Origin of the sequence: Sphingomonas phoenicis (assembly GCF_047238005.1) — a bacterium.
Classification (GTDB): Bacteria; Pseudomonadota; Alphaproteobacteria; order Sphingomonadales; family Sphingomonadaceae; genus Sphingomonas.
In genome coordinates this window covers 2,048,177-2,072,283 of the sequence record NZ_JBDFMC010000002.1, presented here as the reverse complement: position 1 = coordinate 2,072,283, position 24,107 = coordinate 2,048,177, and the positions used below count along the sequence as shown (strand labels likewise).

Genomic DNA, 24,107 nt, shown 5'->3' with positions numbered 1-24,107 from the left:
CTATAGTCTCCCCATCCGGCCGCCATCGGCGACGACGTCCTCGCCCGTGATGAACCGCGCCGCGTCCGACGCCAGGAAGGCGGCGAGCGCGGCGATGTCCTCCGGCTGGCCCAGATCGGCGGGGTCGACCACCTCGGCGCCCGACTTGATGTTCGGGCTGGCGCGCAGCAACGCGCCCTCGATCGCGCCGGGCAGGATCGCATTGACGCGGATGCCCAGCGGCTTGCCCTCGATCGCGGCCGACCGCGTCAGGCTGACCAGCGCCGCCTTGGCGGCGGCATAGGGGGCGACCAGCGCGGAGGTCCGCCGCGCATGGACCGACGCGACGTTGACGATGCAGCCACCCGGCGTCATCCGGCGCAGCCCCTCGCCGACGAACAGCGCGGCACCGATCAGGTTGACGTCGATCAGCCGGCGCCAGTCCGCCGCCTCCAGTTCGGCCAGCGGCTTGTAGATCATGATGCCGGCGACGTTCACGATCACATCGAGCGACCCGAATGCGTCGTGCGCGAGCGCGGCCGCCGCGGCGACCGCCGCCGGGTCGGCGATGTCGGCCCGGTGGATCAGTACCTGCGCCGCTCCCCCGGCCGTCAGCGCCGCGGCCGCGTTGCCGTCGTCGGCCCGCGCATCGACCAGCAACAGCGCGGCGCCCTCGCGGGCGAAGGCGCGCGCGACCGCCATGCCGATATCGCCCAGCCCGCCGGTCACGATCACGCCGCGTGCGGTCACCATTCGCGCAACTCCCCCTGCGATCCGCGCCAGGCGGGATTGCGCCACCGGTGCGGGTCGAGCGCCATCGCGCGCACCGCCGCCTCATCGATCTCGACGCCCAGCCCGGCCCCCTCGGGAATGGCGACGCTGCCGCCGTCGATCCGGAACAGGTCGGGATTGCGCATCAGTGTCGTCAATTCCTGCGCCGCGCCGTTGTAATGGATGCCCAGCGAAATCTCCTGGATGACGAAGTTCGGCGTCGCCGCGGCCAGATGCAGGCAGGCGGCCAGCGCGATCGGCCCGATCGGACAGTGCGGGGCGAACGCCACGTCATAGGTCTCGGCCATCGCGGCGATGCGGCGGCATTCGGAGATGCCGCCGGCATGGGCGATGTCGGGCTGCGCGATGTCCAGCGCGCCGCTTTCGAGGAAGGGGCGGAAATCCCACCGGCTGTACAGCCGCTCGCCCAGCGCCAGCGGGACGCTGGAAAAGCCGGCCAGGCTGGCGAAGACGGCGGGATTGTCGCCCAGCACCACTTCCTCGGCGAACAGCGGACCCAGCGGCTCGATCGCGCGCAGGACGGTGCGTGCCATCGGCTTGTGGACGCGACCGTGGAAATCGACGCCGACGTCGATCCCGGTCGCGCGCACCTCGGCCAGCCGCTCGGCGACGGCATCGACGCTGCGCGGGCTGTCGAGCCAGCCGAGATCCTCGGTGCCGTTCATCTTCACCGCGGTGAAGCCCTGCTCGATCCGCGCGCGCGCCGCCGCGGCAACGTCGCCGGGGCGGTCGCCGCCGATCCAGGCGTAGACCGGGATGCGGTCGCGCACCCGCCCGCCCAGCAGCTGGTATACCGGCACACCCAGCTTGCGCGCCTTGATGTCCCACAATGCCTGGTCGATTCCGGCGATCGCCGACAGCAGCACCGGCCCGCCGCGATAGAAGCCCAGCCGGTGCAGCATCTGCCACGCGTCCTCGATCCGGTCCGGGTCCTGCCCGATCAGCCGGTCGCGGGCGGCGTCGATCGCGCCGGCGACGGCCTCGGCATGCCCCTCCAGCGTCGCCTCGCCCCAGCCGACCGCGCCCTGCGCCGTCTCGACCCTGACGAACAGCCAGCGCGGGTGGACCAGGAAGCTTTCGATCCGGTCGATCCGGTCGCCGCCGCCGGTCATTGCGGCGAACCGGTCGGCATGCGGGCGAGGCGCTCGTCCATGGTCCCGGTCACGTTCCCCTCCCACCTTCATCCGGCGCAGGCCGTGGTCGGCCGTGTCGCAGGAGGTGGGGTGTACCCGTCACTCTTCCAGACGGTCAAGATAATATCATATTTAAATCGATGTCATTGCCGTACCGGGCGGATTTCGCGTCGATGGCGCGACAGGAACTGCCACAGCGCGTCGTTGTCGACGACCCAGCTATGGCCCTGGCCGACCGCGATCCGCGCGGCGACGTCGGCACCGTCGCGACAGTCGGCATAGCGTTCCTCATACACGCCAGGCGTGATCCAGCGCGTCGTCGGGGCGGCGGTGCAGCCGTTGATCGCCGCCCAGCGCTGCTCGGCGGCATGCATCGTGTACCGCCAATAGGGTGCGCCCCCGCCCGTGATCGGGTTCGTCGTGTCCGCATCGCCGGCAAAGGCGATGACGGCGATCGGGCGCGCCGGGCGGCAGGTCCGTGGATCGGGGCGGTCGGGGGCGGCGGCCAGCGGGTTGCCGGCGCGCAGCCCGACGACCGGCGCGATCGCCGCGAAGCGGCCCGGCACGACGCAGCCCAGCCACGAGGTCATGCGGCCGCCGCCCGACAGCCCGGTCGCATAGACGCGGCTGCCATCGGCGCAACCCGCGGCGACCAGCCCGTCGATCATATCGCCGATGAACGCGACATCGTCGCGCGCATAGGGCCCGGGCACGCTGCCGTCGACCGTGGGCACGCCGGGGATGTTCCAGACGAAGCCGGAGCCGGAGCGGATGCCGCCATCGGGATAGGCGACCAGGAAACCGTGCCGGTCCGCCGTCGCCGCCAGTCCCGAACTGCGCAGCATCTCGGCGCCCGTGCCGGTGCTGCCGTGGAGCAGGACGACCAGCGGCAGCGGCCGGTCGCCGTCCCAGCCGGCCGGCGCGTGGATGCCCACCGGCGCCTGTCCTGCCGCCGCCGAGACCCGGCTGTCGCCCGGCGACAGCAACGCGCAGCGGCCCTCGGCTGTGGCGCCGCCGGCGGCGGTCATCCCGGCGCAGGCAGCGATGATCAGGAGCAGGCGGAACATGATCGATGGGGTCGGCATGGCCGGTTCGTGCACGCGCGATCACCCGATCGTCAACCGCCGCGCCACGCCGTCAGATGCAGCCATCCCATTCACAGGGCTCGCTTTCTGCCCGTCAGATGATATCCGGGCGGGGTCCGGAACAGCGTTTCTCGAAAGTCTCCCATCCATGATCCGACCGCTTCTCGCCGCCAGCCTGCTCGCCTCCGCCGCCACGATCGCCCAGGTACCCGCCGGCAATTCGGCGCCGCAGCCGGTGCCGATCGTCGACACGATCCCGGCGCCGCGCGACACGCCCTATCCCGGCGGCACGATCCTGCTCGACGTCGACGCGACCGATACGGAGCGTGGCATCTTCCGGGTCAGGGAGACGATCCCGGTCGCCGGCGGCGGTCACATGGTGCTGCTGTTCCCGAAATGGCTGCCGGGCAGCCATTCGCCGACCGGCCAGATCGACAAGCTGGCCGGGCTGGTCGTCACCGCGAACGGCAAGGTCGTGCCATGGACGCGCGACTCCGTCGACGTGTTCGCCTTCCATCTCGACGTGCCGGCCGGCGCGCAGGCGCTCGACGTGCAGTTCCAGTTCCTGTCGGCGACGAAGACCGATCAGGGCCGCGTGGCGATGACGCCCAACCTGATCAGCCTCCAGCCCAACTCGGTCAGCCTGTATCCGGCCGGCTATTTCACGCGCCAGATCCCGATCCGCATGACCGCGCACTTCCCGGCGGGCTTCACCGCGGCGGGCGCCATTCCGGCGACGGTGACCGGATCGACCTGGGCCTATGGCCAGACCAATTACGAGGTGCTGGTCGATTCGCCGGTGCTCGCCGGCCGCTACGGCCGCAAATGGGCGCTCGGCCCGCGCGTCAACCTGAACGTCTTCGCCGACCGGCCGGAGATGCTGGCCGCCAGTGACGAGCAGATTGCCGCGCACAAGCGGCTGGTCGAACAGGCGGTCAGGACCTTCGGCGCGCAGCATTACGACCGGTACGAATTCCTGCTGTCGCTGTCCGACCAGCTGGGCGGCATCGGGCTGGAGCATCATCGCAGTTCCGAGAACGGCTCGCGTACCGGCTATTTCACCGAGTGGGACCAGAACGTGCCGGCCCGCAACCTGCTGCCGCACGAGTTCACCCACAGCTGGGACGGCAAGTTCCGCCGCGGTGCGGAGCTGTGGACGCCCGACTATCGCACCCCGATGCAGGGCGCGTCGCTGTGGGTGTACGAGGGGCAGACCCAGTTCTGGGGCTATGTCCTCCAGGCGCGCTCGGGGCTGGTGTCGAAGCAGGATACGCTGGACGGCTATGCCTCGATCCTCGGCATCTACGACACCGCGCCCGCGCGCCAGTGGCGGCCGCTGATCGATACCACCAACGATCCGGTCATCTCGCAACGCCGGCCCAAGGGCTGGGTCAGCTGGCAGCGGTCGGAGGACTACTACAACGAGGGGCTGATGGTGTGGATGGAGGTGGACGCGATGCTCCGCCAGAAATCCGGCGGTCGCAAGTCGATCGACGATTTCGCCCGCGCCTTCTTCGGCATCCGCGACGGCGATTGGGGAGAGGTGACCTATACCTTCGCCGACGTCGCCGCCACGCTGGACCGGATCGTGCCTTATGACTGGGCCGCGTTCCTGACCAGGCGCCTGACCGAGACCGGCCAGCCCGCCCCGACGCAAGGGTTCGCGATGAACGGGTACAGGCTCGTCTATGGCCCCGATCAGTCGAACTACCTGAAACAGGTGGAGAAGACCCGCAAGAACGTCGATCTCAGCTACTCGCTGGGGCTGGTGATCGGCGAGGGTAGCGCCGTCACCGCCACGATCTGGGAATCGCCCTCGTTCAAGGCAGGGATCGATGTCGGCACCCAGATCCAGGCCGTGAACGACGACGCCTATACGCCCGAGGTGCTGAAGGCGGCGATCGTCGCGGCAAAGGACGGTCGCGATCCGATACGGCTGCTGGTCCGCAACGGCGACCGGCTGCGCACCGTCGCGATCGATTACCACGGTGGCCCGCGCTATCCGAAGCTGGTGAAGACCGGCACCGGCCAGACCGGGCTGGACAAGCTGCTCCTGCCGCGCTGAGCGGACCGGACCGGCGCCGCCTTCCGACATACCGGACCTGATAGGGATCTCTTGCCACAAGGAGTTCCGATCGGTCTGTCGGCGGAGGCGGCCCCGTCCAACATGTCATAACTGTTAATTGACTGCCCCGGCAATGGTTGCCAAGGCATCGATATGTCCTTCTATGCCGAGTCGGAGTTCGAGCCCGATCGCTCCATCGGGTACCTGATCCGCCGCAGCCACCAGCTGTCGGTCGCAGGGATCGAACCCGTGTTCGCCGAAGAGGGGCTGACCGGCACGCAATGGTCGGCGCTGGTCTCGCTCTGGTACAAGCCCGGCGCCACCGCCGCCGATCTCGCCCGCGATCTCGGTCACGACAAGGGCGCGATGACCCGGCTGGTGGATCAGCTGGCGGAACGCGGCTGGATCACGCGTGAGCGCACGGCGGAGGATCGCCGCTGCATCAACCTGGCGGTGACGGCGGAGGGCGAGGCGGTGGCGCTCCGTTGCAAGACGCGCGTGATCGCCTGCTGGAACGAATGGCTGGCCGGCTGGCAGGACGGGGAGATCGAGACGCTGATCGGTCTGCTCCAGAAACTGCGCGGCACCCTGACCGAAGTGGAGGGCCCATGCGCCTGAACCCCCGATCCCTGCTGATCCCGCTGCTGCTCGCCGGCTGTGCGGCACCGGCGACGCACCAGGCGGTTTCGCCGGTCATGCCCGTCGCGCTGGGCCTTGCCGCGACCGCGCCGGCGGTGCCGGCCGACTGGTGGCGTGGCTTCGGCGATCCGCAGCTCGACCGGCTGATCGCGGACGCGGTCGCCGGCAATCCCACGCTCGACGGCGCACTTGCCCGCGTCACGCAGGCGCAGGCGGTGCTCGCCGCGCGCGGCGCGGAAACCGGGCCGCAGGCGACGCTGGAGGCACAGGCGCAGGTGGCACGACTCAGCGGCCGCTACACCATTCCGCCGCCCTTCGGCGGATCGACCCGGTTCGTCGGCACCGGCGTCGCCAATCTGGGCTGGAACCTCGATCTGTTCGGGCGCCAGCGCGCGGCGATCCGCGGCGCGCGCGCCTCGGCTGCGGCGGCGACGCTCGACGTGGCGGCGGCGCGCCTGGCCCTGACCGGATCGGTCGTCGCGACCTATCTCGATCTCGTCCGGGCAGAGGCGCAGGCACGGCTCGCCACCGCGACGATCCAGGCGCGCACTGGATCGCTGCAACTGGTCGAGGTGCGCATCCGCAACCGGCTGGCCAGCCAGCTCGACCGGCAGGCGGCGGCGACGCTGCTCGCCCAGGCGCGACAGGCGCTGGTGCGTTCGCAGGCGAGCGCGACGCTGGCGAGGAACGCCCTGGCGGCACTTGCCGGCCGCGGTGTCGATTATCCCGCCACGATCGGGGCGACCGCGGTGCGGCTGGATGGCGGCGTGCCGCTGCCCGCCAGCGTTCCCGCCGACCTGCTCGCACGCCGTGCCGACATCGCCGCCGCGCAGGCCCGCATCGCCGCGGCGGCGGAGGGCAAGCAGGTCGCGCGGCTGGCCTATTATCCCAACGTCAATCTTGCCGCGATGGCGGGATTGCAGGCGATCGGCATCGGCAACCTCTTCTCGCTCGATGCCGGCACCGCCGGCGCCGGCCCGGCGCTCAGCCTGCCCCTGTTCGACAATGGCGGTCGCCGTGCCGAGCTGGAGGGGGCGGCTGCCGCGCTCGACCTCGCCACCGCCGACTATAACGATCGCGTGATCGGCGCGGTGCGCGAGGCGGCCGACGGCATCGCTCGCGTCGCCGCGATCGCCGCCGATCGCACCAGCCAGGCGCAGGTGGTGCGCGGCTATCGCGAGACCGGCCGGCTGAACGCGATCCGCGTGTCGAGCGGCCTCGATAGCCGCCTCGATCTCGTCGACAACGACATCCGCACGCTGGACGCCGAACAGGCCGACGCCGATCTCGCCGTGGACGCCGCGCAGGCGCGCGTGCGGCTGGCGCTGGCGCTCGGCGGCGGCGTCGACGCCCGACAGGACCCTGCCCGATGACCGATACGCCCGCTTCCGACACGCCGCCGCCCGCTTCGGCCCCGGCCGCATCGCCACCCGCCGGCAAGCCGCGGGCGCGGCGCATCGGCCTGATCATCCTTGCGGTCGTCGTGCTCGCCGCCGCAGTGATCTGGGCGGTCTTCCACTTCCTGCTGGCCGCGCCCGAGCAGGAGACGGACGATGCCTATGTCGCCGGCGACGTGGTGGCGATCACCGCGCGCGATCCCGGCACCGTGCTGGCGATCCATGCCGACAACACCCAGGCGGTGCGCGCCGGCCAGCCGCTGATCGAGCTCGACGCGGCGACCGCCGACGTCGCCCTCGCCACCGCGGCGGCCGACCTTGCCCGTGCCGTGCGGTCGACCCGGTCCAGCTTCTCCGCGGTCGACGAGACCGGTGCCGCGGTGACGCAGGCACGCGCCCAGCTGGCAGAGGCGCGGGGCGATCTCCAGCGCCGCCGCGGCGCCGCCGCCCAGGGCGCGATCTCGGGCGAGGAGCTAAGCCACGCGCAGGATCAGGTCCGCGTCGCCGCCGCCAACCTGCAACTGGCGCAGAGCCGGCAGGCGCAGTCGCGCAACGTCGTCCGCGGTACCACGGTGGAGACCAATCCGGCGGTGCAGGCCGCGATCGCCGCCTATCGCCGCGCCGCGATCACCGTGGGCCACATGCGCATCACCGCGCCGGTCGCCGGCGTCGTCGCGCAACGCACCGTGCAGATCGGCCAGCAGGTCGCGCCGGGCACGCCGCTGATGGCCGTGGTACCGTTGGAGCGGCTGTGGGTCGACGCCAATTTCCGCGAGACGCAGCTGCGCGACCTGCGCATCGGCCAGCCGGCGACGATCACCAGCGACATGTACGGTGGCGACATCGTCTATCACGGCCGGGTCGTCGGGCTGGGCGCGGGCAGCGGCAACGCCTTCGCCTTGTTGCCGGCGCAGAACGCCAGCGGCAACTGGATCAAGATCACGCAGCGCGTGCCCGTCCGCATCATGCTCGATCCCGCGGAGCTGCGCGCCAACCCGCTGCGCGTCGGCCTGTCGGTCGCGGCGACGGTGGATACCGCCGACACGTCCGGCACCCGGCTGGGCCAGCCCGGCCGCGCTGCCTATGCCGGGCTGCAGACCGCCGCCGGCGATCCGCAGGTAGAGGCGCGCATCCGGCAGATCGTCGCGGCCAACCGCTGATGGCCGGTCCTCCCGCCGGCGCGCAGCAGGCGCCGCTCGCCGGCGGCGCCCTGGCGCTGACCGCGTTCGCGCTGGCGCTCGGCACCTTCATGCAGGTGCTCGACACCACGATCGCCAACGTGTCGCTGCCGACGATCGCCGGCAACCTGGGCGTGTCGAGCGACAATTCGACCTGGATCGTCACCGCCTTCGCCGTCGCCAACGGGGTGGCCGTGCCGCTGACCGGGTGGCTGATGGGCCGGTTCGGCGTCGTCAGGACCTTCTGCACCTCGGTCGTCCTGTTCACGATCGCGTCGTTCCTGTGCGGCATCGCATGGAACCTGCCCTCGCTGATCGGCTTCCGCATCCTCCAGGGTGCCGTGTCCGGGCCGATGATCCCGGGCAGCCAGGCGCTGCTGATCGCCATCTTCCCCCCGCAGAAGCGCGCCACGGCGCTCGGCATCTGGTCGATGACGACGCTGGTCGCGCCGATCATGGGGCCGATCCTGGGCGGCTACATCTCCGACAATTACCACTGGAGCTGGATCTTCTTGATCAACGTGCCCTTCGGGCTGTTCTGCGGCCTGATCTGCTGGCGCAACCTGAAAACGCGCGAGACGCCGACGCGCAAGCTGCCGATCGACCAGGTCGGGCTGATCCTGCTGGTGGTGTGGGTCGGCGCGCTCCAGATCGTGCTCGACCTCGGCAAGAACGACGACTGGTTCGCCGCCGACCGCATCGTCATCGCCACGGTGATCGCGATCGTCGGCTTTGTCGGCTGGCTGATCTGGGAACTGACCGACGCCAACCCGGCGGTGAACCTGAAGCTGTTCGCCAGCCGCAATTTCGCGATCGGCACGATCGCCTTCTGCCTCGGCTATGCGGTGTTCTTCGCCAACACGCTGCTCCTGCCGCTATGGCTGCAGACCCAGCTGGGCTACACCGCGACCTGGGCCGGGCTGGTGGCGGCGCCGTCGGGGCTGGTGGCGGTGATCCTGACGCCGTTCGTCGCGCGGATCAGCGGCAAGGTGGATGCGCGGGTGCTGGCGACGGTCGCGTTCGCGTCGTTCGGCGTCTCCTATTACCTGCGCTCCGGCTACACCACCTATGCCAGCTTCTACGACCTGATGCTGCCGCTGCTGGTGCAGGGGATCGCGATGAGCACCTTCTTCCTCGCCATGCTCACCATCTCGCTCGACCGGATCCCGCCAGAGCGGCTGCCGTCCGCCACCGGCATCTCCAACTTCGCGCGCATCACCGCGGGCAGCTTCGCCGCGTCGATCATCACCACCGCGTGGGACCGGCGCGAGGCGCTGCACCAGAGCCGCCTGTCGGAGGCGGTGGGCAGCGGCATGCCCTATACGCTGGCGCGCGACGCGCTGATGCGGATGGGGTTGACCGACGTGCAGGCGGCCGGCGCGATCACCCGCCAGATGGTGGGACAGGCGTATCTGCTCGCCTCGACCGACCTGTTCCGCCTGTCGGCCTGGCTGTGCCTGGCGATGACCGTCATCGTCTGGTTCACCCGCCGTCCCACCCCGCCCAGCGGCCCGATCGCGGCGGATTGACGGGCCGGGCGGTTACGATGCCGACCAGTAGCTCTTCTCCTCGGTCAGCTCCGATTCCAGCGTCCGGTCGATGCGGCGCTTGATCGCCGCCCGCTCGTCGTTCTTGCGATAGACGGAACGGGCCAGCGCCACGAACGCGCGGCCGAAACTGGCCTTCGCCTCCTCGGCGCGGATGGCGTCCTCGATCTCCCACAGCTCCTCGTTGACGTGGCGCAGCTGGCCGAACAGGTCGGCCACCGCCGCCTCGCGCAGCACCGCCGCGCCGACGCCGTGTAGCAGGTCGTACTCGCGCACCACATTGGCCCGCGCCTCCGCGGCGGCGATCCGCTCGCGCTTGATCCCCAGGATCGTCAGCTTGTCGAGCAGCTCGCCCCACGACACGGGGATCGACGGACTGGCTAGGCTGGCCATGGGGCAGGGCTCCTGTGCGGATGGACGGGGGAAAGCTCGGCGGCGACGGTGGCCAGCACCGTCGCCCAGTCGCCGGGGCGGGGCTGGTGATAGAGGCGCATCGTCGGATACCAGGGCGTGTCGCGCCGGTCGGGGGACCAGCGCCAGTCCGGCTCCGCCTTCAGCAGCAGCCAGGTCGGCCGGCCCATCGCCCCGGCCAGATGCGCGATCATCGTGTCGACGGTGATGACCAGGTCGACCGCGGCGACCAGCGCCGCCGTCTCGCCCATGTCGGCCGGGCAGCCCGCCGGGTTCGTCACGGGCAGCGTCGTCGCCCCGGTCGCCAGCATCGCGCACGCATGCCGCTCCGCGATCGGGCGCAGCAGGTCGGCGGCGAACGAGCGCTCCGCGTCCCAGTCGCCGGCCCGGTGGCACAGCCCGATCGTCCCGCCTGCCACTGCCGCAGGCGGGCTCGCGATATACGGGATCGCCACCGCGTCCGGCGCCACGCCCAGCGCGCAGGGCAGCTCGGTGATCTCGATGTCGCAGTCGCTGGGGGGCAGGGGCCGCGCCACGTCGAACGGCACGATGTCGCTCGCGCCCATGCCCGACAGGAGCGGTATCAGCGACGGCTGCACCTCCAGCGTCACCGATCGCGCCCGCGCCGCCAGCACCGGCAGGTAGCGGGCGAACTGGATGGTATCGCCCAGCCCGTGATAGCAGCGGACCAGCACGTCGCGATCCGCCACCGCCCGCCCGTCCCACACCCAGCGCCGGTGATAGGGTAGGGCCGGATCGTCCCGCATCGTCGGGTCGCGCCCGGCGATCGTCGCCGTCTCCAGCGCCCATGCATCGGCCCAGCGGCCTGCCCGCATCGCGTCGGTCCACGGCATCGTTGATCCTGTCACCGATGCGGAATGATGACGGAGCCCGACCGGTTCCGAACGAATTAGTTGATGCAGGTCAATACGATGGCCGAAAGGGAACGGTGGAAAAACCCGATCGTTGGCGTAACGATGACCGGACACCGACGTCCGGCAGGGACGCGTGCGAAGGGGCCCCGGGTCGATGTCGAATGCGGAAGCGATGACGGAACGACCCGCCGATGCCGAGCTGCGTGCCGGGATCGCGGCGCTGGCGCCGTGGTTCCACAATATCGACCTGAACGGCATCCAGACTGCGCCCGATCACTTTCTGGGCGATTACCCGCGCGACAAGTTCGCCCGCTTCGCCCACGCGCTGCCCGCCGACCTCACCGGCAAGTCGGTGCTGGATATCGGCTGCAACGCCGGCTTCTACTCGGTCGAGATGAAGCGGCGTGGCGCCGCCCGCGTCGTCGGCATCGACAGCGACGAACGCTATCTGGCGCAGGCGCGGCTGGCGACGCGCGCGCTGGGGTTCGACGGTATCGAGTTCCGCAACCTCGACGTCTATCAGGTCGCCGCGCTGGGCGAGACGTTCGATCTCGTGATCTTCATGGGCGTGCTCTATCACCTGCGCCATCCCTTGCTGGCGCTGGACCTGATCCGCGAGCATGTCGCAGGCGACCTGATGCTGTTCCAGACCCTGCAACAGGGCACCGACGACATCGCCGACGTGCCGGAGAACCATCCGTTCTTCACCCCCGGCACCTACGACAAGCCGGCGCTGTTCGACGAACCCGGCTATCCGAAGATGCATTTCATCGAGCAGCGCTACGCCGACGACTGGACCAACTGGTGGGCGCCCAACCGCGCCGCCAGCGCGGCGATGCTGCGCGCGGCCGGGTTCGCCATCCTCGACAATCCGGAACCCGAAGTGTTCCTGTGCCGCGCCGCACCGGTGCCGTACGCGCAGTTCGGGCCCGCCGCCGTCTATCCGACCAAGGGAGAGAAATCCGCGTGATCGAAGCCGCCATGATCTGGAACGAGCCCAACAACAAATCGCATTGGGACGTGGCGCTCGATCCCGACTGGGATATCTTCGCCGACACCGTGATCCGTGCGGGCCGGGCGATCCACGCCGCCAATCCGGCGGTGCAGCGCGTGCTGGGCGGCATGTCGCCGATCGACCCGCAATGGACGCAGTCGATGCGGGCCAAGGGCGTGCTGGACGCGGTGGACGTGGTCGCGGTGCACGGCTTCCCGATCGACTGGAACCTGTGGCCGATCGACAGCTGGCCGCAAAAGGTCGCCGAGATCGAGGCGGTCGTGCCCGACAAGCCGGTCTGGGTGACCGAGGTCGGCGTCGGCTCGTTCGGCGCGGAGGAGGTGCAGGTCTTCGGGCTGGAGCGCACCGCCGAGTTGCTGATCGGCCGCGTCCCGCGCATCTTCTGGTACTCGCTGTTCGACCTGCCGATGGCCTGGGGCGCGGAGACCCGCCACCGCGAGGCGGAAGGATCGAGCTACTATCGCCACTTCTACATGGGCCTGATCCGGCCCGACGGCACGCCCAAGCCCGCGCTCGACGTCTATGCGCGCCATGCGGAGCATATGGGGCTGATGCAGTGGTTCCATTTCCAGGATCCGCGGCTGGACGAGGCGGTCGCGTGGATGAAGCGGCTCGGCACCCGCCAGCTGCGCACCGGGCTCAGCTGGGCCGACAGCTTCCGCCCCGATGCGCTCGACTGGTTCGACCGGCAGATGGCGGCGCTGGCCGATTTCGACGTCACGCTGACGTTCTGCTTCACGCCGGAGCATCTGGGCGTCGCGCCGCATCACACCAGCCCCGCGCGCGAGCCGCAGGCGTTCGCCGATTTCTGCGCCGCGATGATCGATCGCTACGCACCGGCCGCCACCACCACCGCCACCGCCGCCGCGCCGTTCGTCGCGCATCACGGTACGCCGCCGTCACCGCTCGACTTCGCCACCCGCAAGGATGCGGCCTGATCCCGCCGCTTTCGGGGAAGCTTCGATGACGACCCTCCGCGTGGATGTCCGCGCCGATGCCGACGTCACGCCCGTGTCGCCTGCCGGCACGATCGGCGTGCTGACCTTTCACGACAGCATCAACTACGGCTCCTACTGGCAGGCGCGCTGCCTGGTCGAGGGGCTGGCGGCGCGCGGCCGCCCGGCGGTGCTCCTCGATCACCGCTCGCCGGCGGTGCGCTCGGCCGAGCTGCGCAGCGCGTTCCAGCCGGAGCTGCCCGCCCGCACCCCGCGCCGCCATCACCCCGCGCTGGGCCGCAAGGTCCGCGCCTTCACCGACGCGGTCGCCGCATTGCCCCGCTCCCCCGCCTTTCCGCTCGACCGCCCCGATCAGGCGGAGCCGGTCGACACCGTCGTCGTCGGCAGCGACGAGGTCTGGAACTTCGCCCATCCCTGGTACAGCGCCCGGCCACTGTTCTTCGGGGAGGGGCTGCGGGCGCGTCGTCTCGTCTCCTACGCTGCCAGCTTCGGCAATCATCCGGCCGCCAAGGGCGTCGACGCCGGCTGGACCGCGCGGCTGCGCCGGTTCGATGCGGTATCGGTGCGCGACGAGAATTCGCGCGCGATGATCGCCGCCGCGCTGTCGATCGAACCCGACATGGTGCTCGATCCCTGCCTGCAATTCCCCGCAGTGCTACCTGCCGCTCCGTCGTCCGAGGGCGACTACATCCTCCTCTACGGTCACGGCCTGCCCGGCTGGTTCGTCCAGGCGGTGCGCCGCTGGGCGACCGCGACGGGCACCCGCATCGTCAGCGTCGGCTACCCCAATGCCGTCGCCGACGAGGATCGCAGCGACGCGGGCCCGCTCGAATTCGCGGCGCTGATGGCCGGCGCCCGGGCGGTTGCGACCAGCTTCTTCCACGGCGCCGTGTTCGCGCTCCACTATGCGCGGCCGTTCGTGGCCGCCGCCTCGCCCTATCGCCGCCTGAAGCTGGAGGGGCTGACCGATCAGCTCGGCGCCCGCCATCGCCTGATCGACGAGACGACCGGCGATGCCGCGATCCGTCAGCTGCTCGGTACGCCACTGGAGCCGGAGGTGCATCGCCGCATCGCCGAGGGTCGCGTGCGGTCGACCCGCTATCTGGACCGTGTCCTTGCCTGACACCCGCCCGCTCGCCCCGGCGGCGATCATGCGGTCGGGGATGTGCATCGGCTGCGGCAGCTGCGGTGCCGATGCCGGTCGTTCGATGACGTGGAACGACGACGGTCTGCGCGAGCCGCAGGGTGCCCTGACTGTCGCCACGCCCGCTTTCGCCCGCACCTGTCCCTTCTCGCCCGCGGCCCGCGACGAGGATGCGATCGCCGCCGCCCGCTTCCCCGCCGCACCCGTCGTCGACCCGCGTATCGGCCGGTTCGAGACCGCGCATGTCGGCCATGTCGCCGAGGGCGGCTTCCGGGCGGGCGGCAGTTCGGGCGGGATGGTCAGCTGGGTGGCGAGCGAGCTGCTCCGCACCGGCGCGATCGACGGCGTCGCGCATGTCGTGCCGGCCGACGGGCAGGACGGCATCTTCTTCCGCTACGCCATCTCGCGCGACGGCGAGCAGATCGTGCGCGGTGCGCGCTCGCGCTACTTCCCCGTCGACATGTCCGATATCCTGCAGGAGATCCGCGCCGTACCCGGCCGCTACGCGATCGTCGGCGTGCCCTGCTTCATGAAGGCGATCAATCTGCTGCGCGCCGAGGATCCGGTGATCGGCGAGCGGGTCACCCACCTCCTCGGCCTGTTCTGCGGACACATGAAGAGCGCCGCCTTCGTCGACAGCTTCGCGTGGCAGCTGGATGCTCCCCCGGCCGAGATCCGCGCCGTCGAATACCGCCGCAAGGACGCCGGCCGTCCCGCCAACTGGTACACCGCGCAGCTGACCCTGGCCGATGGCAGCGTGCGCGATCGCGACTGGTGGCATCTGGCGGACGGCGATTGGGGCGCGGGCTTCTTTCAGGCATCGGCCTGCAACTGGTGCGACGACGTGGTCGCCGAGACCGCCGACATCGCGTTCGGCGATGCCTGGGTAGAGCCCTATTCCTCGGACGGGCGCGGTACCAACGTCGTGATCGTCCGCTCGCCCGAACTGCGCGACATGGTGTCGGGCGCGGTCGAGCACGGCCGACTGACGCTCGAGACCGTCGACGCCGACTTCATCGCCGACACGCAGGCGGCCGGTTTCCGCCAGCGGCGCGAGGGGCTCGCCTATCGCCTCACATGGCGCAGGCGCGGGCTGATCCCGCGCAAGCGGGTGGCGCCGGGGGCGGGCGACCTGCCCTGGCGGCGCCGCCTGATCTACCGCGCCCGCTTCGCCATCGCCCGGTGGAGCCACCGCATGGCGCGCCTCGCCCGCGCGACCGGCCGGCCGCGGCTGTACGTCGTCTGGGCCGGCGCGGCGCTGTCGGTCTATCAGGGCCTCATCTATCACCGCGGCTGGACCGGGCGCCTGTTCGACCGGATCGAGGCGTGGACGACCCGTCAGCGCGGGTCGTAACGCACCTTCACCCCGGCATAGATGTACCGGCCCAGCGGCGAGATCGGCACGTTCGTCTCGAACCCGATATCGGGCTTCTGGTTCGCCAGATTGTTGACCCCGCCATAGAAGGAGAAGCGCTCGTCGACGTCCAGCTGCGCCTGCACGTCGTGCTGCCACAATTCCTTGAAGCGGAAATAGCGCGGATCGACGAACTCCTCGCGCCCGTCGGTGTCGTTGCGGCTGAAGCGGCGCGTGCCGTTCTGCCAGCGCAGGTTGTACGCCGCGGTCAGCTTGCCGATCGTCCAGCTGGGCGAGAAGACGAGGTTGTATTTCGGCCGGAACGGCTGGTCGAGATTGTTGGTCTCCGCCGCGCCCGGCAGCGGCACCAGCTCCAGCCGGTGCAGATACCCGCCCACCAGCCGCAGGTCGAACCGGCCGATGCTGTCGGTCGGGATCTGGTACGCGATGTTCACCTCCAGCCCCGCGGTCCGGAACGCGGCGACGTTCTGCGGCGACACCGTATAGCCGCTGATATAGCCGGTGCCCCGTCGCCGGGTGACCGCCGCGCAATACGGATTGTCGATCGATTCCAGATCGACGCACAGCCGCGCCAGGTCGGTCGGCGAGGCGCGGTTGATCGCGCCCTTCAGCCGGATGTCGTACCAGTCGGCCGCGATCTGCAGCCGCGGCACGAAGCGGGGGCGCAGCACCACGCCGCCGGTCCAGGTCCGCGCCACTTCCGGCGCCAGGTTCGGATTGCCCTGCTCGACGCCGACGATGTTGACGCTGGCATCGGGGTTGTTGACGTTCGAGAAGGCGGCCGGATCGCCGCCCAGCCCGGCGATCAGCGTCTGGCAGTTCGCCTGCCGGAACTGCGTGCCCTGGCCGCGGTTCGCCAGATAGCAGGGGTCCTCGATGAAGTCGGACAAGCCCGTGCGCGGGCGGAACACCTCGGCGATGTTGGGCGCGCGCACCGACCGGCCATAGGATCCGCGGAAGCTGATATCCTCGACCGGCGCATAGATCGCGTTGAACTGGTATGCCTCGGTGCTGCCGACCGTCGAATAATCCGAATACCGCCCCGCCGCGCCGACCGACAGCAGGTACGCGAACGGCTTGTCTTTCAGCAGCGGCGCGTTCAGCTCGCCGAACAGTTCCCACACGTCGAACGCGCCGCTGCTGGGCGTCGGCACCAGCGGCTCGTCGAACTGGTAGAAGGCGCCGTTCAGCAGCTCGGGCGCCGGCCGGAACCGGCTCGACTCACGCCGGTACTCGCCGCCCGCCGCGAACTGGATCGGGCCGCCGGGCAGCGCGAAGAACTGCCCGAAATCGCCGGTCAGCGAGGCGTTGACGACGTGCTGCTCCACTCGAGCGCGGCTGACCGGATCGAACAGGAAGTAATCGAACGCCGCCGGATCGGCGACATAGGTGCCGAACGTGTTGACCGGCAGGCACCCCGCGGCCCGCGCCGCGGCCGAGCGGCAGACGATCTGCCCCGATGCGTCGCGCACTGCGTCCAGCGCCTGCGGGTAGCGGTCGGCCAGCCGGTCGTTCAGCTTGGTCGAGCGCACGTCGGTCCGGCCATAGGTGTACGACAAGTCGTAGCCGGCATGGTCGCTGATCCGCCCACTGGCATCGACCACGCCGCGCCACGTCCGCCGGCGGACGTCCTCGCCGCGGCGGGGCAGGTCGAAATTGTTGCGGTTGATGACGATGCTGGTCAGCCCCTCGGCCTGCGCGGCGGCGAGCAGGCTGGCGGGGATGAACGGATTGTCCAGCGCGATCGGCGCATTGTACCCCTCGCCCGTCGGGCTGCTGTACGTGCCGCTATAGCTGCTGAACGTCCGCGCCGACGACTGGACGAACTTCCCCTCGAAACTCAGCTTGAACGCGTCGGAGACGTCGTAATGCGCCAGCAGGTTGACGGCGTGGCGCCGGGTCCGCGACACGATGTCGCCGATATAGCCGGCGACCGGCGTATCGTCCCCGCCCTGCGAATAATCGTCGGTCTGCGACTGGGTGCCGAAGGTATAGGGCTGGCCGTCGCCGCGGAAGAAGCGGTCGCCGATCTTGATGATGTTGGCATATGACCCGCCCGGTTGCTGCACGCCGTTCGCGTCGAAATAGCTGGCGGTGTAGCGATTGTCGGTGGTCGGGATCTTCACGTACGACCCCGGCTGGCCGGCGACGTAGTTCTTGTTGTTGACGAAGAACACCCGGTTCGCCGAGCGGAGATAGGCGCGGTCGTCGTTCGCCAGCGGCTGTTCGGCGTTGTACTCGTACGCCAGCGTCACGTTGCCGCGACCCTCGCCGAAGTTGCGCCCGGCGATGATCGAGGCGAAGCGGTTGGCCGCGTCGCCGCGGTCCGACACGCCGAACTGCGCCCGTCCGCCCAGTCCCTCGAAGTTGCGGCGCAGGATGAAATTGACCACGCCCGACACGCCGTCGGCGCCGTACACCGCCGATGCCGCGCCGGTCAGCACGTCGACACGCTCGATCAGGTCGGTGGGGATGCTGTTGATGTCGACCGCGGCGGTGTCGAACTGCCCTGCGACGTGGCGGCGGCCGTTCACCAGCACCAGCGTCCGGTTGGTACCCAGCCCGCGCAGGTCGAGCAGGTTCAGCCCCGCCTGGCCCAGCGCCCCATCCGCCTGCGCATTGCCCGCCGACCGCGTGCTGTCGATCGAATTGGTCAGCGCCGGCACCCGCCGCAGGAACTCTGTGACGTTGGTATTGCCCGATCGCTGCAGCGTCGCCGCGTCGAACGACACGATCGGGTTGGGCGCCTCGTAATCGGGGCGGGTGATCCGCGATCCGGTGACGACGATGTCGGTCGCCCCATCCTCCGCCGGCGCATCGGCGGCGGCCGGCGCGGGCTCGGGCGCGGTCTGCGCATGGGCGGCCGGCACGGCGAGCAGCGCTGCGCCGGACAGCAGGGAACGGCACAAGCGGTGGTGCAACACGGTCTTCTCCCCGATTGCCGGCCACTGCCGGTCATCTCGTCCGTTTGACTAGGACGATCCGCACGGTTCGATCAATCGTTTGTCGCCGGGTGCGTCGATCCCGGTAAACATGGCGCAACCCATTGACGTTTAATCGGTCGTCGGGGGTGGCGCGGCGCCGCTGCTTGCGTCACGCTGCCATGATGGGGGAGAGGGTTTCAGCGGCCGCCGGGCTGTCCCGCCGGGCGATGCTGGCGGTCCCGCCGGTGCTGGCGCTGGGCGCGCTCGCCGGTTGCGGCCGCGCCGCGACGGAGGCGCCGCTCACCGTCTGGGCGATGAGTTACGAGGGCGATTATGCGCCACACCTGATGCCCGCCTTCACCGCCGCGACCGGGCTGGCCGTCGAGGTGCAGTCGCTGCCCTGGACCGCCGCGCACGAGAAGCTGCTGACCGCCTTCGCCGGCGGCTCGCTGCCCGACGTGCTGATGCTGCCCAACGGCTGGGTCGGCGAGTTCGCGATGATCGGCGCGCTGGCGCCGCTGGCGGACCCGACGCTGGTGGCGGGCATGTTTCCCGGCGTGCTCGACACCGTCCGCCACGCCGGCCGCGACTATGCGGTGCCGTGGAGCCTGGCGCCGCAGGTCCAGTTCTATCGCCGCGACCTGGTCGAGCAGGCGGGCTACCCCGCGCCGCCCACCGATTGGGAGGGCTGGCGCCGGATGGGGCACGCGATCAAGCGCCGCCGCCCCGACGATTTCGTCTTCCTGATGCTGCTGAACTGGTGGGACGCGCTCTTCACCTTCCTCGGCCAGACCGGCAGCCGCCCACTGCGCGACGACGATACCCGCGGCAATTTCCGCACGCCGGAGGCACGCGCGGCAGTCGCCTTCTACGTCTCGCTGTTCCGCGAGGGGCTGGCCCCCGCCGTCCTGTCGACCGAGGTGCAGGATCCCGTCGCCGCCTTCGCGCAGGGCTATTTCGCGATCTATCCCTATGGCCCCACCCTGATGCTCGACCTGCATCGCCGCCGGGCGGAGATCGCGCCCGACCGCTGGGGCACGGCACGGATGCCCGGCCCGCACGGCCCCGCCGCCGCCTCGGGCGTCAGCGCCAGCCTGGCGGTATCGTCGACCACCACCCACCCGGCCGCGGCCCGCGCGCTGGTCCGCCACATGACCTCCGCAGCCAGCGAGCTGCGCTTCCAGCGGATGATCGGCAACCTGCCCGCAACCCGCGCCGCCTGGTCCTCGCCCGCGCTCGCCACGCCGGTGCTGCGCCCGTTCGCCGAACAGATGCTCCAGCCGACGCAGGACCCCGGCATCGTCGAGTGGGAGCGGATCCGCATCGACGTGCAACTGGTCGCGGAACGGATCGTCCGCGGGCTGGTCACGATCGATGCCGGGCTGGCCGAGATGGACCGCCGCGTCGACCATATCCTGGCGCAGCGCCGCGCGCTGGTCGATGCGGGCCGCATCGCATGACGCGGCAGGAACGCGCCGCCTGGCTGTTTTCGGCCCCCGTCCTCGCGATCATCCTGCTGGTCTTCGTGCTGCCGACGCTGCTGGCGCTCGCGCTGTCGGTCACCGACTATTCGATCTACGCGCTGGCCGACTGGTCGAACCTGAACTTTGTTGCGTGGCGCAACTTCACCGGCCTGCTGGCGACGCCGCTGTTCTGGCGCGCGATCGGCAACACCGCGCTGTTCGCGGTACTGGGCGTGCCGATGGCGATCGGCACCTCGCTGGCGGTCGCGCTGTTGCTGAACGATGCGACGGTGCGGTGGAAACCGCTGTGGCGCGTGCTGCTGTTCGCCCCCTACGTCACCAGCGTCGTCGCCACCGCCGTCGTCTGGCGGTTCCTGTTCAATGCGCGCTTCGGCCTCATCAACCGGGCGCTGGGCGCGATCGGCATCCCGCCGGTCGACTGGCTGGGCGATCCGCGCACCTCGATCCCCGCGATCCTGGTGTTCGTGACGTGGAAGATCTTCGGCTACAACATGATCGTCTTCACCGCCGCGCTGTCCGCCGTCCCGCAGGACCTGATGGAGGCGGCGCGGCTGGACGGGGCGGGGCGCTGGGGCCGGTTCCGCCACGTCACCCTGCCCGCGATCGGCCCCACGCTGCTGCTGGCCGCGATCATGAGCGTGGCGGGCTTCCTCCAGATCTTCGCCGAACCCTATGTGATGACGCTCGGCGGCCCGGCGCAGAGCACCACCACCATCCTGTACTTCATGTTTGACGAGGGGTTCAAATGGTGGAACCTGGGCCAGGCGAGCGCGGTCGCCTTCATCCTGTTCCTGATGATCCTGGCGCTCACGCTCGTCCAGACGCGGATCGGCCGCCGGTACGAATGGCTGTGACGCGCCTGCCGCTCCGCGCGATCCTCGCCAACGCCGCCGTCGCGTTGCTGACCGCGCTGACGATCGCGCCGCTCGCCTACATGCTGATCGTCTCGTTCATGCCGCGCGGCGAATCCGGAACGCTGCCGACCCCGCTCTGGCCGTCGCGCTGGTCGGGCGAGAACTATTACGAACTCCTCGTCCGCCGGCTGATCGACGGGGCGTGGTTCGATTACCGGATCATGCCCGCGCTCTGGAACAGCCTGCTGGTCGCGGCGATCTCGACCGCGCTCGGCCTGCTGCTGACCGTGCCCGCCGGCTACGCCTTCGCCAAGCTGCGCTTCCGCGGGCGGGAGCGGTTGCTGAAGCTGCTGATCGCCAGCCTGGTGGTGCCGGGTCAGGTGGCGATGCTGCCGCTGTTCCTGATCTTCAGGGAGCTGGGCCTCGTCAACAGCTATGCCGGGGTGATTCTGCCCAGCCTCGCTGGCATCTTCGCCATCCTGTTCGTGCGCCAGGCGACGCTGGCGATCCCCGACGAGATGATCGACGCGGCCCGGATGGACGGGGCGGGGGAGGGGCGGATCTTCGTGTCGATCGTGCTGCCGCTGCTGATGCCGATCACCGTCACGCTGGCGCTGTTCATGTTTCTGGGCAGCTGGAACGACTTCCTCTGGCCACTGATCGTGCTGGCCGACCAGAACCTCTACACGCTGCCCGTCGCGGTTGCCGGCATCGCGCGCGAACATGCGGCGGACGGGGAGCTGATGATGGCGGCGGCGGTCGTCACCACCATGCCGGTGCTGCTGCTGTTCCTGTTCCTCCAGCGCTATTACCTGACCGGCCTGCTCGGCGGCAGCGTCAAGGGGTAATGCGCGGATAGGCGCGGCCGTCGGCGGCGAACAGGTGCGCGTCCTGCGGGGCCACGCCGACGCGCAGCCGCTCGCCCAGCGACACCGCCCGGTCGCCGGGCAGCTGCGCGACGATCGTCCCCGCCTCGCCCCGCGCGCCCAGATGCGCGAACGACAGCGGTCCCAGCCGCTCGAACAGTTCGACGGCACCCGCGAACGCGCCGTCGTCGGCGGGGAACAGATGCTCAGGCCGCACCCCCAGCGTCGCCGCACTGCCGACCGCCGCTGCCGGTACGCACGCGCCGGTGCGCACGGTCAGGCCGTCGGGCAGCCGCACGACCGCGCCCGCATCCGCGCCTACGTCCACGATCGTCACCGCGACCATGTTCATCCCCGGCGACCCGATCGCCTCCGCCACCGCGATGCTCGCCGGCCGGCGATACACCTCCAGCGGCGCGCCGACCTGCTCGATCCGCCCGGCGCTCATCACCACGATGCGGTTGGCCAGCGTCATCGCCTCCAGCTGGTCGTGCGTGACATAGATCATCGTCGCGCCCAGTTGCTGGTGCAGCCGCGCGAACTCGTGCCGCATGCGTGCGCGCAGGCCCGTGTCCAGGTTCGACAGCGGCTCGTCCAGCAGCAGCACGCGGGGCCGGCGGATCACGGCGCGCGCGATCGACACCCGCTGCCGCTGCCCGCCCGACAGCGCGCGCGGCCGCCGGTCGAGCAGGTCGGTCAGGTCCAGCATCGCCGCCACCTCGGCCACCCGCGCCGCGATTTCCTCGCGCTCGACCCGCGCGACCTTCAGCGGGAACGCGATGTTCTCCGCCACCGTCATCTGCGGGTACAGGGCATAGGACTGGAACACCATCGCCACGCCCCGGTCCGACGGGGCCACGCCGGTCACGTCGCGCCCGTCGATGACGATGCGCCCCTCGCTCGGCTCCTCCAGCCCCGCGATCATCCGCAGCAGCGTCGATTTGCCGCAGCCCGACGGGCCGACCAGCACCAGGAACTCGCCCTCCTCGACGCGCAGGTCGGCGGCGTGCAGCACGACGGTCTCGCCGAAGCGTTTCGCCACCCCCTCGATCGCGACGCCGGCCACCGCTTTATCCTTCGGCCCGCGCCAGTGCCGCGATGAAGAACCCGTCGTTCCCGCCCGGATAGCGCCCCGGCAGCACGCGTCCCTGCTCGCCACCCTCGCGCACCGCAAAGTCGGGCCGCGCCGCCAGGAACGCCTCCAGCTGCCGCTCGCCCTCGGCCTGTTCCAGCGAGCAGGTGGCGAACACCAGCGTCCCGCCCGGCTTCACCCACTCCGCGGCACGGCGCAGGATCCGTCCCTGCAGCACCGCCAGATCCTCGATCAGCGCGCGGTGCACCCGGTGCAGCACGTCGGGGTGGCGGCGGAAGATGCCGGTCGCGCTGCACGGCGCATCGACCAGCACCGCGTCCGCCGGCGAGTTGGGCGCGAACGACAGCACGTCCGCCTGCACCACCTCGGCCTTCAGCCGCGTCCGGTACAGGTTCTCGCGCAGCCGCTTGATCCGGCTGGCCGACTGGTCGACCGCGGTCACGCGCCAGCCGGCGGCGGCCAGCTGCATCGTCTTGCCGCCCGGCGCCGCGCACAGATCCAGCACGCTGCGCTCCTCACCCGCGCCCAGCAGCCGCGCCGGCAGCGATGCGGCGATGTCCTGCACCCACCACGCCCCCTCGGCATAGCCCGTCATGTCGGGCACCGACACATGGTCGTCCAGCCGCAGGTGCCCCGGCATCAGGCTGGTGCCACCCAGCGTCTCGCGCCACGCATCGGTCTGCGCCGGATCGGCCAGCGTGATGTCCAGGGGCGGCGGCGCCGCGATCGCGCGTTCCGCCTCGGCGACCATCTCGTCGCCCCATGCCTTGCCCCAGCGCGCCTCGACATCCGCGGGCAGCGCCGGCACCTCGGGCAGCAGCTGGCCGCTGCGCATCACCGTGCCGAACACCCCGTGCACCAGCTTGCGTGGCCCGCCGTCGACCAGCGGCAGCACCGTCGCGATCGCGGCATGCGGCGGCGTGCCCAGCACCAGCGCCTGGACCAGGGCGATGCGCAGCGCCGTGCGCGCCTTGGCATCGGGCGGCAGCACCCGCTCGGTCGCGCCGTCGATTAGCGCGTCGAGATCGGGCAGCCGGCGCAGCGTCTCGGCGGCGATGGCATGCGCCAGCCCGCGATCGGGGCCGTGCACCATCCGCGTCGCGGCCGGCAGCGCCGCCTCCAGCGACTCGCCCCGGCGCAGTACCGCGTCGAGCAGCTTGATCGCGGCGCGCCGGGTCGGCACGCCCAGCGGCTCGGGCGCATGGGTCTGGCCGGCGTTCAACGGCGCGTCACTTGGGATCGGTCCTCATCGCGCCTATGTGGCGTGTCGGCCCGCATCCCGCAATCGGGCCGTT

Annotated in this window: 20 protein-coding genes; 12 read left to right on the top strand and 8 right to left on the bottom strand. The window is 70.6% G+C overall.

Annotated elements, in window-relative coordinates; translation table 11 throughout:
* From ABC319_RS11050 to ABC319_RS11040, 3 genes are all read right to left on the bottom strand, one after another.
* Entirely contained in the window at positions 1 to 732 is a 732-nt protein-coding gene (locus ABC319_RS11050; protein ID WP_413070270.1) for an SDR family NAD(P)-dependent oxidoreductase, read from the bottom strand.
* Positions 726 to 1,883 (bottom strand): galactonate dehydratase, encoded by a 1,158-nt coding sequence (gene dgoD / locus ABC319_RS11045; protein ID WP_413070269.1) that lies wholly within the window; start codon positions 1,881 to 1,883, stop codon positions 726 to 728. The genes ABC319_RS11050 and dgoD overlap by 7 nt, the downstream gene beginning before the upstream one ends.
* A gap of 164 nt (positions 1,884 to 2,047) precedes the next feature.
* Positions 2,048 to 2,989, bottom strand: a complete 942-nt coding sequence (locus tag ABC319_RS11040) for a CE1 family esterase (RefSeq protein WP_413070268.1) — start codon at positions 2,987 to 2,989, stop codon at positions 2,048 to 2,050.
* Between the two features lie 148 nt (positions 2,990 to 3,137).
* Between ABC319_RS11040 and ABC319_RS11035 the strand changes: the two genes are divergently transcribed.
* The 5 genes from ABC319_RS11035 (at position 3,138) to ABC319_RS11015 (ending at position 9,797) form a co-directional block, all read left to right on the top strand.
* Positions 3,138 to 5,054: a M61 family metallopeptidase gene (locus ABC319_RS11035; RefSeq protein ID WP_413070267.1), complete on the top strand. Its 1,917-nt coding sequence runs from the start codon at positions 3,138 to 3,140 to the stop codon at positions 5,052 to 5,054.
* 153 nt (positions 5,055 to 5,207) lie between these two features.
* Positions 5,208 to 5,672 (top strand): MarR family winged helix-turn-helix transcriptional regulator, encoded by a 465-nt coding sequence (locus ABC319_RS11030; protein WP_413070266.1) that lies wholly within the window; start codon positions 5,208 to 5,210, stop codon positions 5,670 to 5,672.
* A complete protein-coding gene (locus ABC319_RS11025; protein WP_413070265.1) occupies positions 5,663 to 7,066 on the top strand; it encodes an efflux transporter outer membrane subunit in 1,404 nt (467 codons plus the stop codon). The genes ABC319_RS11030 and ABC319_RS11025 overlap by 10 nt, the downstream gene beginning before the upstream one ends.
* A complete protein-coding gene (locus ABC319_RS11020) occupies positions 7,063 to 8,250 on the top strand; it encodes an efflux RND transporter periplasmic adaptor subunit (RefSeq protein WP_413070264.1) in 1,188 nt (395 codons plus the stop codon). Before ABC319_RS11025 ends, ABC319_RS11020 begins: the two co-directional genes overlap by 4 nt.
* On the top strand, positions 8,250 to 9,797 hold the full coding sequence (locus tag ABC319_RS11015; protein ID WP_413070263.1) for a DHA2 family efflux MFS transporter permease subunit: 1,548 nt from the start codon (positions 8,250 to 8,252) through the stop codon (positions 9,795 to 9,797). Before ABC319_RS11020 ends, ABC319_RS11015 begins: the two co-directional genes overlap by 1 nt.
* Before the next feature lie 12 nt (positions 9,798 to 9,809).
* Here ABC319_RS11015 and ABC319_RS11010 read toward each other — a convergent pair whose 3' ends face one another.
* Together ABC319_RS11010 and ABC319_RS11005 are read right to left on the bottom strand one after the other, a co-directional pair.
* Positions 9,810 to 10,208: a DUF6165 family protein gene (locus ABC319_RS11010; RefSeq protein ID WP_413070262.1), complete on the bottom strand. Its 399-nt coding sequence runs from the start codon at positions 10,206 to 10,208 to the stop codon at positions 9,810 to 9,812.
* Positions 10,196 to 11,080 (bottom strand): glycosyltransferase family 9 protein, encoded by an 885-nt coding sequence (locus tag ABC319_RS11005; RefSeq protein ID WP_413070261.1) that lies wholly within the window; start codon positions 11,078 to 11,080, stop codon positions 10,196 to 10,198. The genes ABC319_RS11010 and ABC319_RS11005 overlap by 13 nt, the downstream gene beginning before the upstream one ends.
* 193 nt (positions 11,081 to 11,273) lie before the next feature.
* On the opposite strand from ABC319_RS11005, the gene ABC319_RS11000 reads away from it, so the two are divergent.
* Genes ABC319_RS11000 through ABC319_RS10985 form a run of 4 tightly spaced genes read left to right on the top strand, consistent with a single transcriptional unit; the run spans position 11,274 to position 15,570 of the window.
* Positions 11,274 to 12,071, top strand: a complete 798-nt coding sequence (locus ABC319_RS11000) for a TIGR04290 family methyltransferase (protein ID WP_413070260.1) — start codon at positions 11,274 to 11,276, stop codon at positions 12,069 to 12,071.
* Positions 12,068 to 13,054: a beta-xylosidase gene (locus ABC319_RS10995; RefSeq protein WP_413070259.1), complete on the top strand. Its 987-nt coding sequence runs from the start codon at positions 12,068 to 12,070 to the stop codon at positions 13,052 to 13,054. The genes ABC319_RS11000 and ABC319_RS10995 overlap by 4 nt, the downstream gene beginning before the upstream one ends.
* A gap of 25 nt (positions 13,055 to 13,079) precedes the next feature.
* Positions 13,080 to 14,195, top strand: a complete 1,116-nt coding sequence (locus ABC319_RS10990) for a polysaccharide pyruvyl transferase family protein (protein ID WP_413070258.1) — start codon at positions 13,080 to 13,082, stop codon at positions 14,193 to 14,195.
* On the top strand, positions 14,188 to 15,570 hold the full coding sequence (locus tag ABC319_RS10985; RefSeq protein ID WP_413070257.1) for a Coenzyme F420 hydrogenase/dehydrogenase, beta subunit C-terminal domain: 1,383 nt from the start codon (positions 14,188 to 14,190) through the stop codon (positions 15,568 to 15,570). The genes ABC319_RS10990 and ABC319_RS10985 overlap by 8 nt, the downstream gene beginning before the upstream one ends.
* Here the strand turns inward: ABC319_RS10985 and ABC319_RS10980 are convergent.
* Complete coding sequence (locus ABC319_RS10980) at positions 15,555 to 18,515, bottom strand: TonB-dependent receptor plug domain-containing protein (protein WP_413070256.1); 2,961 nt, start codon at positions 18,513 to 18,515, stop codon at positions 15,555 to 15,557. The genes ABC319_RS10985 and ABC319_RS10980 overlap by 16 nt on opposite strands.
* A gap of 164 nt (positions 18,516 to 18,679) precedes the next feature.
* On the opposite strand from ABC319_RS10980, the gene ABC319_RS10975 reads away from it, so the two are divergent.
* The 3 genes from ABC319_RS10975 to ABC319_RS10965 are packed head-to-tail and all read left to right on the top strand — an operon-like array spanning position 18,680 to position 21,701.
* Positions 18,680 to 19,975: an extracellular solute-binding protein gene (locus ABC319_RS10975; protein ID WP_413070255.1), complete on the top strand. Its 1,296-nt coding sequence runs from the start codon at positions 18,680 to 18,682 to the stop codon at positions 19,973 to 19,975.
* Entirely contained in the window at positions 19,972 to 20,853 is an 882-nt protein-coding gene (locus tag ABC319_RS10970; RefSeq protein WP_413070254.1) for a carbohydrate ABC transporter permease, read from the top strand. Before ABC319_RS10975 ends, ABC319_RS10970 begins: the two co-directional genes overlap by 4 nt.
* Positions 20,844 to 21,701, top strand: a complete 858-nt coding sequence (locus ABC319_RS10965; protein WP_413070253.1) for a carbohydrate ABC transporter permease — start codon at positions 20,844 to 20,846, stop codon at positions 21,699 to 21,701. Before ABC319_RS10970 ends, ABC319_RS10965 begins: the two co-directional genes overlap by 10 nt.
* Here the strand turns inward: ABC319_RS10965 and ABC319_RS10960 are convergent.
* On the bottom strand, positions 21,691 to 22,785 hold the full coding sequence (locus tag ABC319_RS10960) for an ABC transporter ATP-binding protein (RefSeq protein WP_413070252.1): 1,095 nt from the start codon (positions 22,783 to 22,785) through the stop codon (positions 21,691 to 21,693). The genes ABC319_RS10965 and ABC319_RS10960 overlap by 11 nt on opposite strands.
* A gap of 4 nt (positions 22,786 to 22,789) precedes the next feature.
* Positions 22,790 to 24,034: an RsmB/NOP family class I SAM-dependent RNA methyltransferase gene (locus tag ABC319_RS10955; RefSeq protein WP_413070251.1), complete on the bottom strand. Its 1,245-nt coding sequence runs from the start codon at positions 24,032 to 24,034 to the stop codon at positions 22,790 to 22,792.
* Positions 24,035 to 24,107 lie beyond the last annotated feature (73 nt).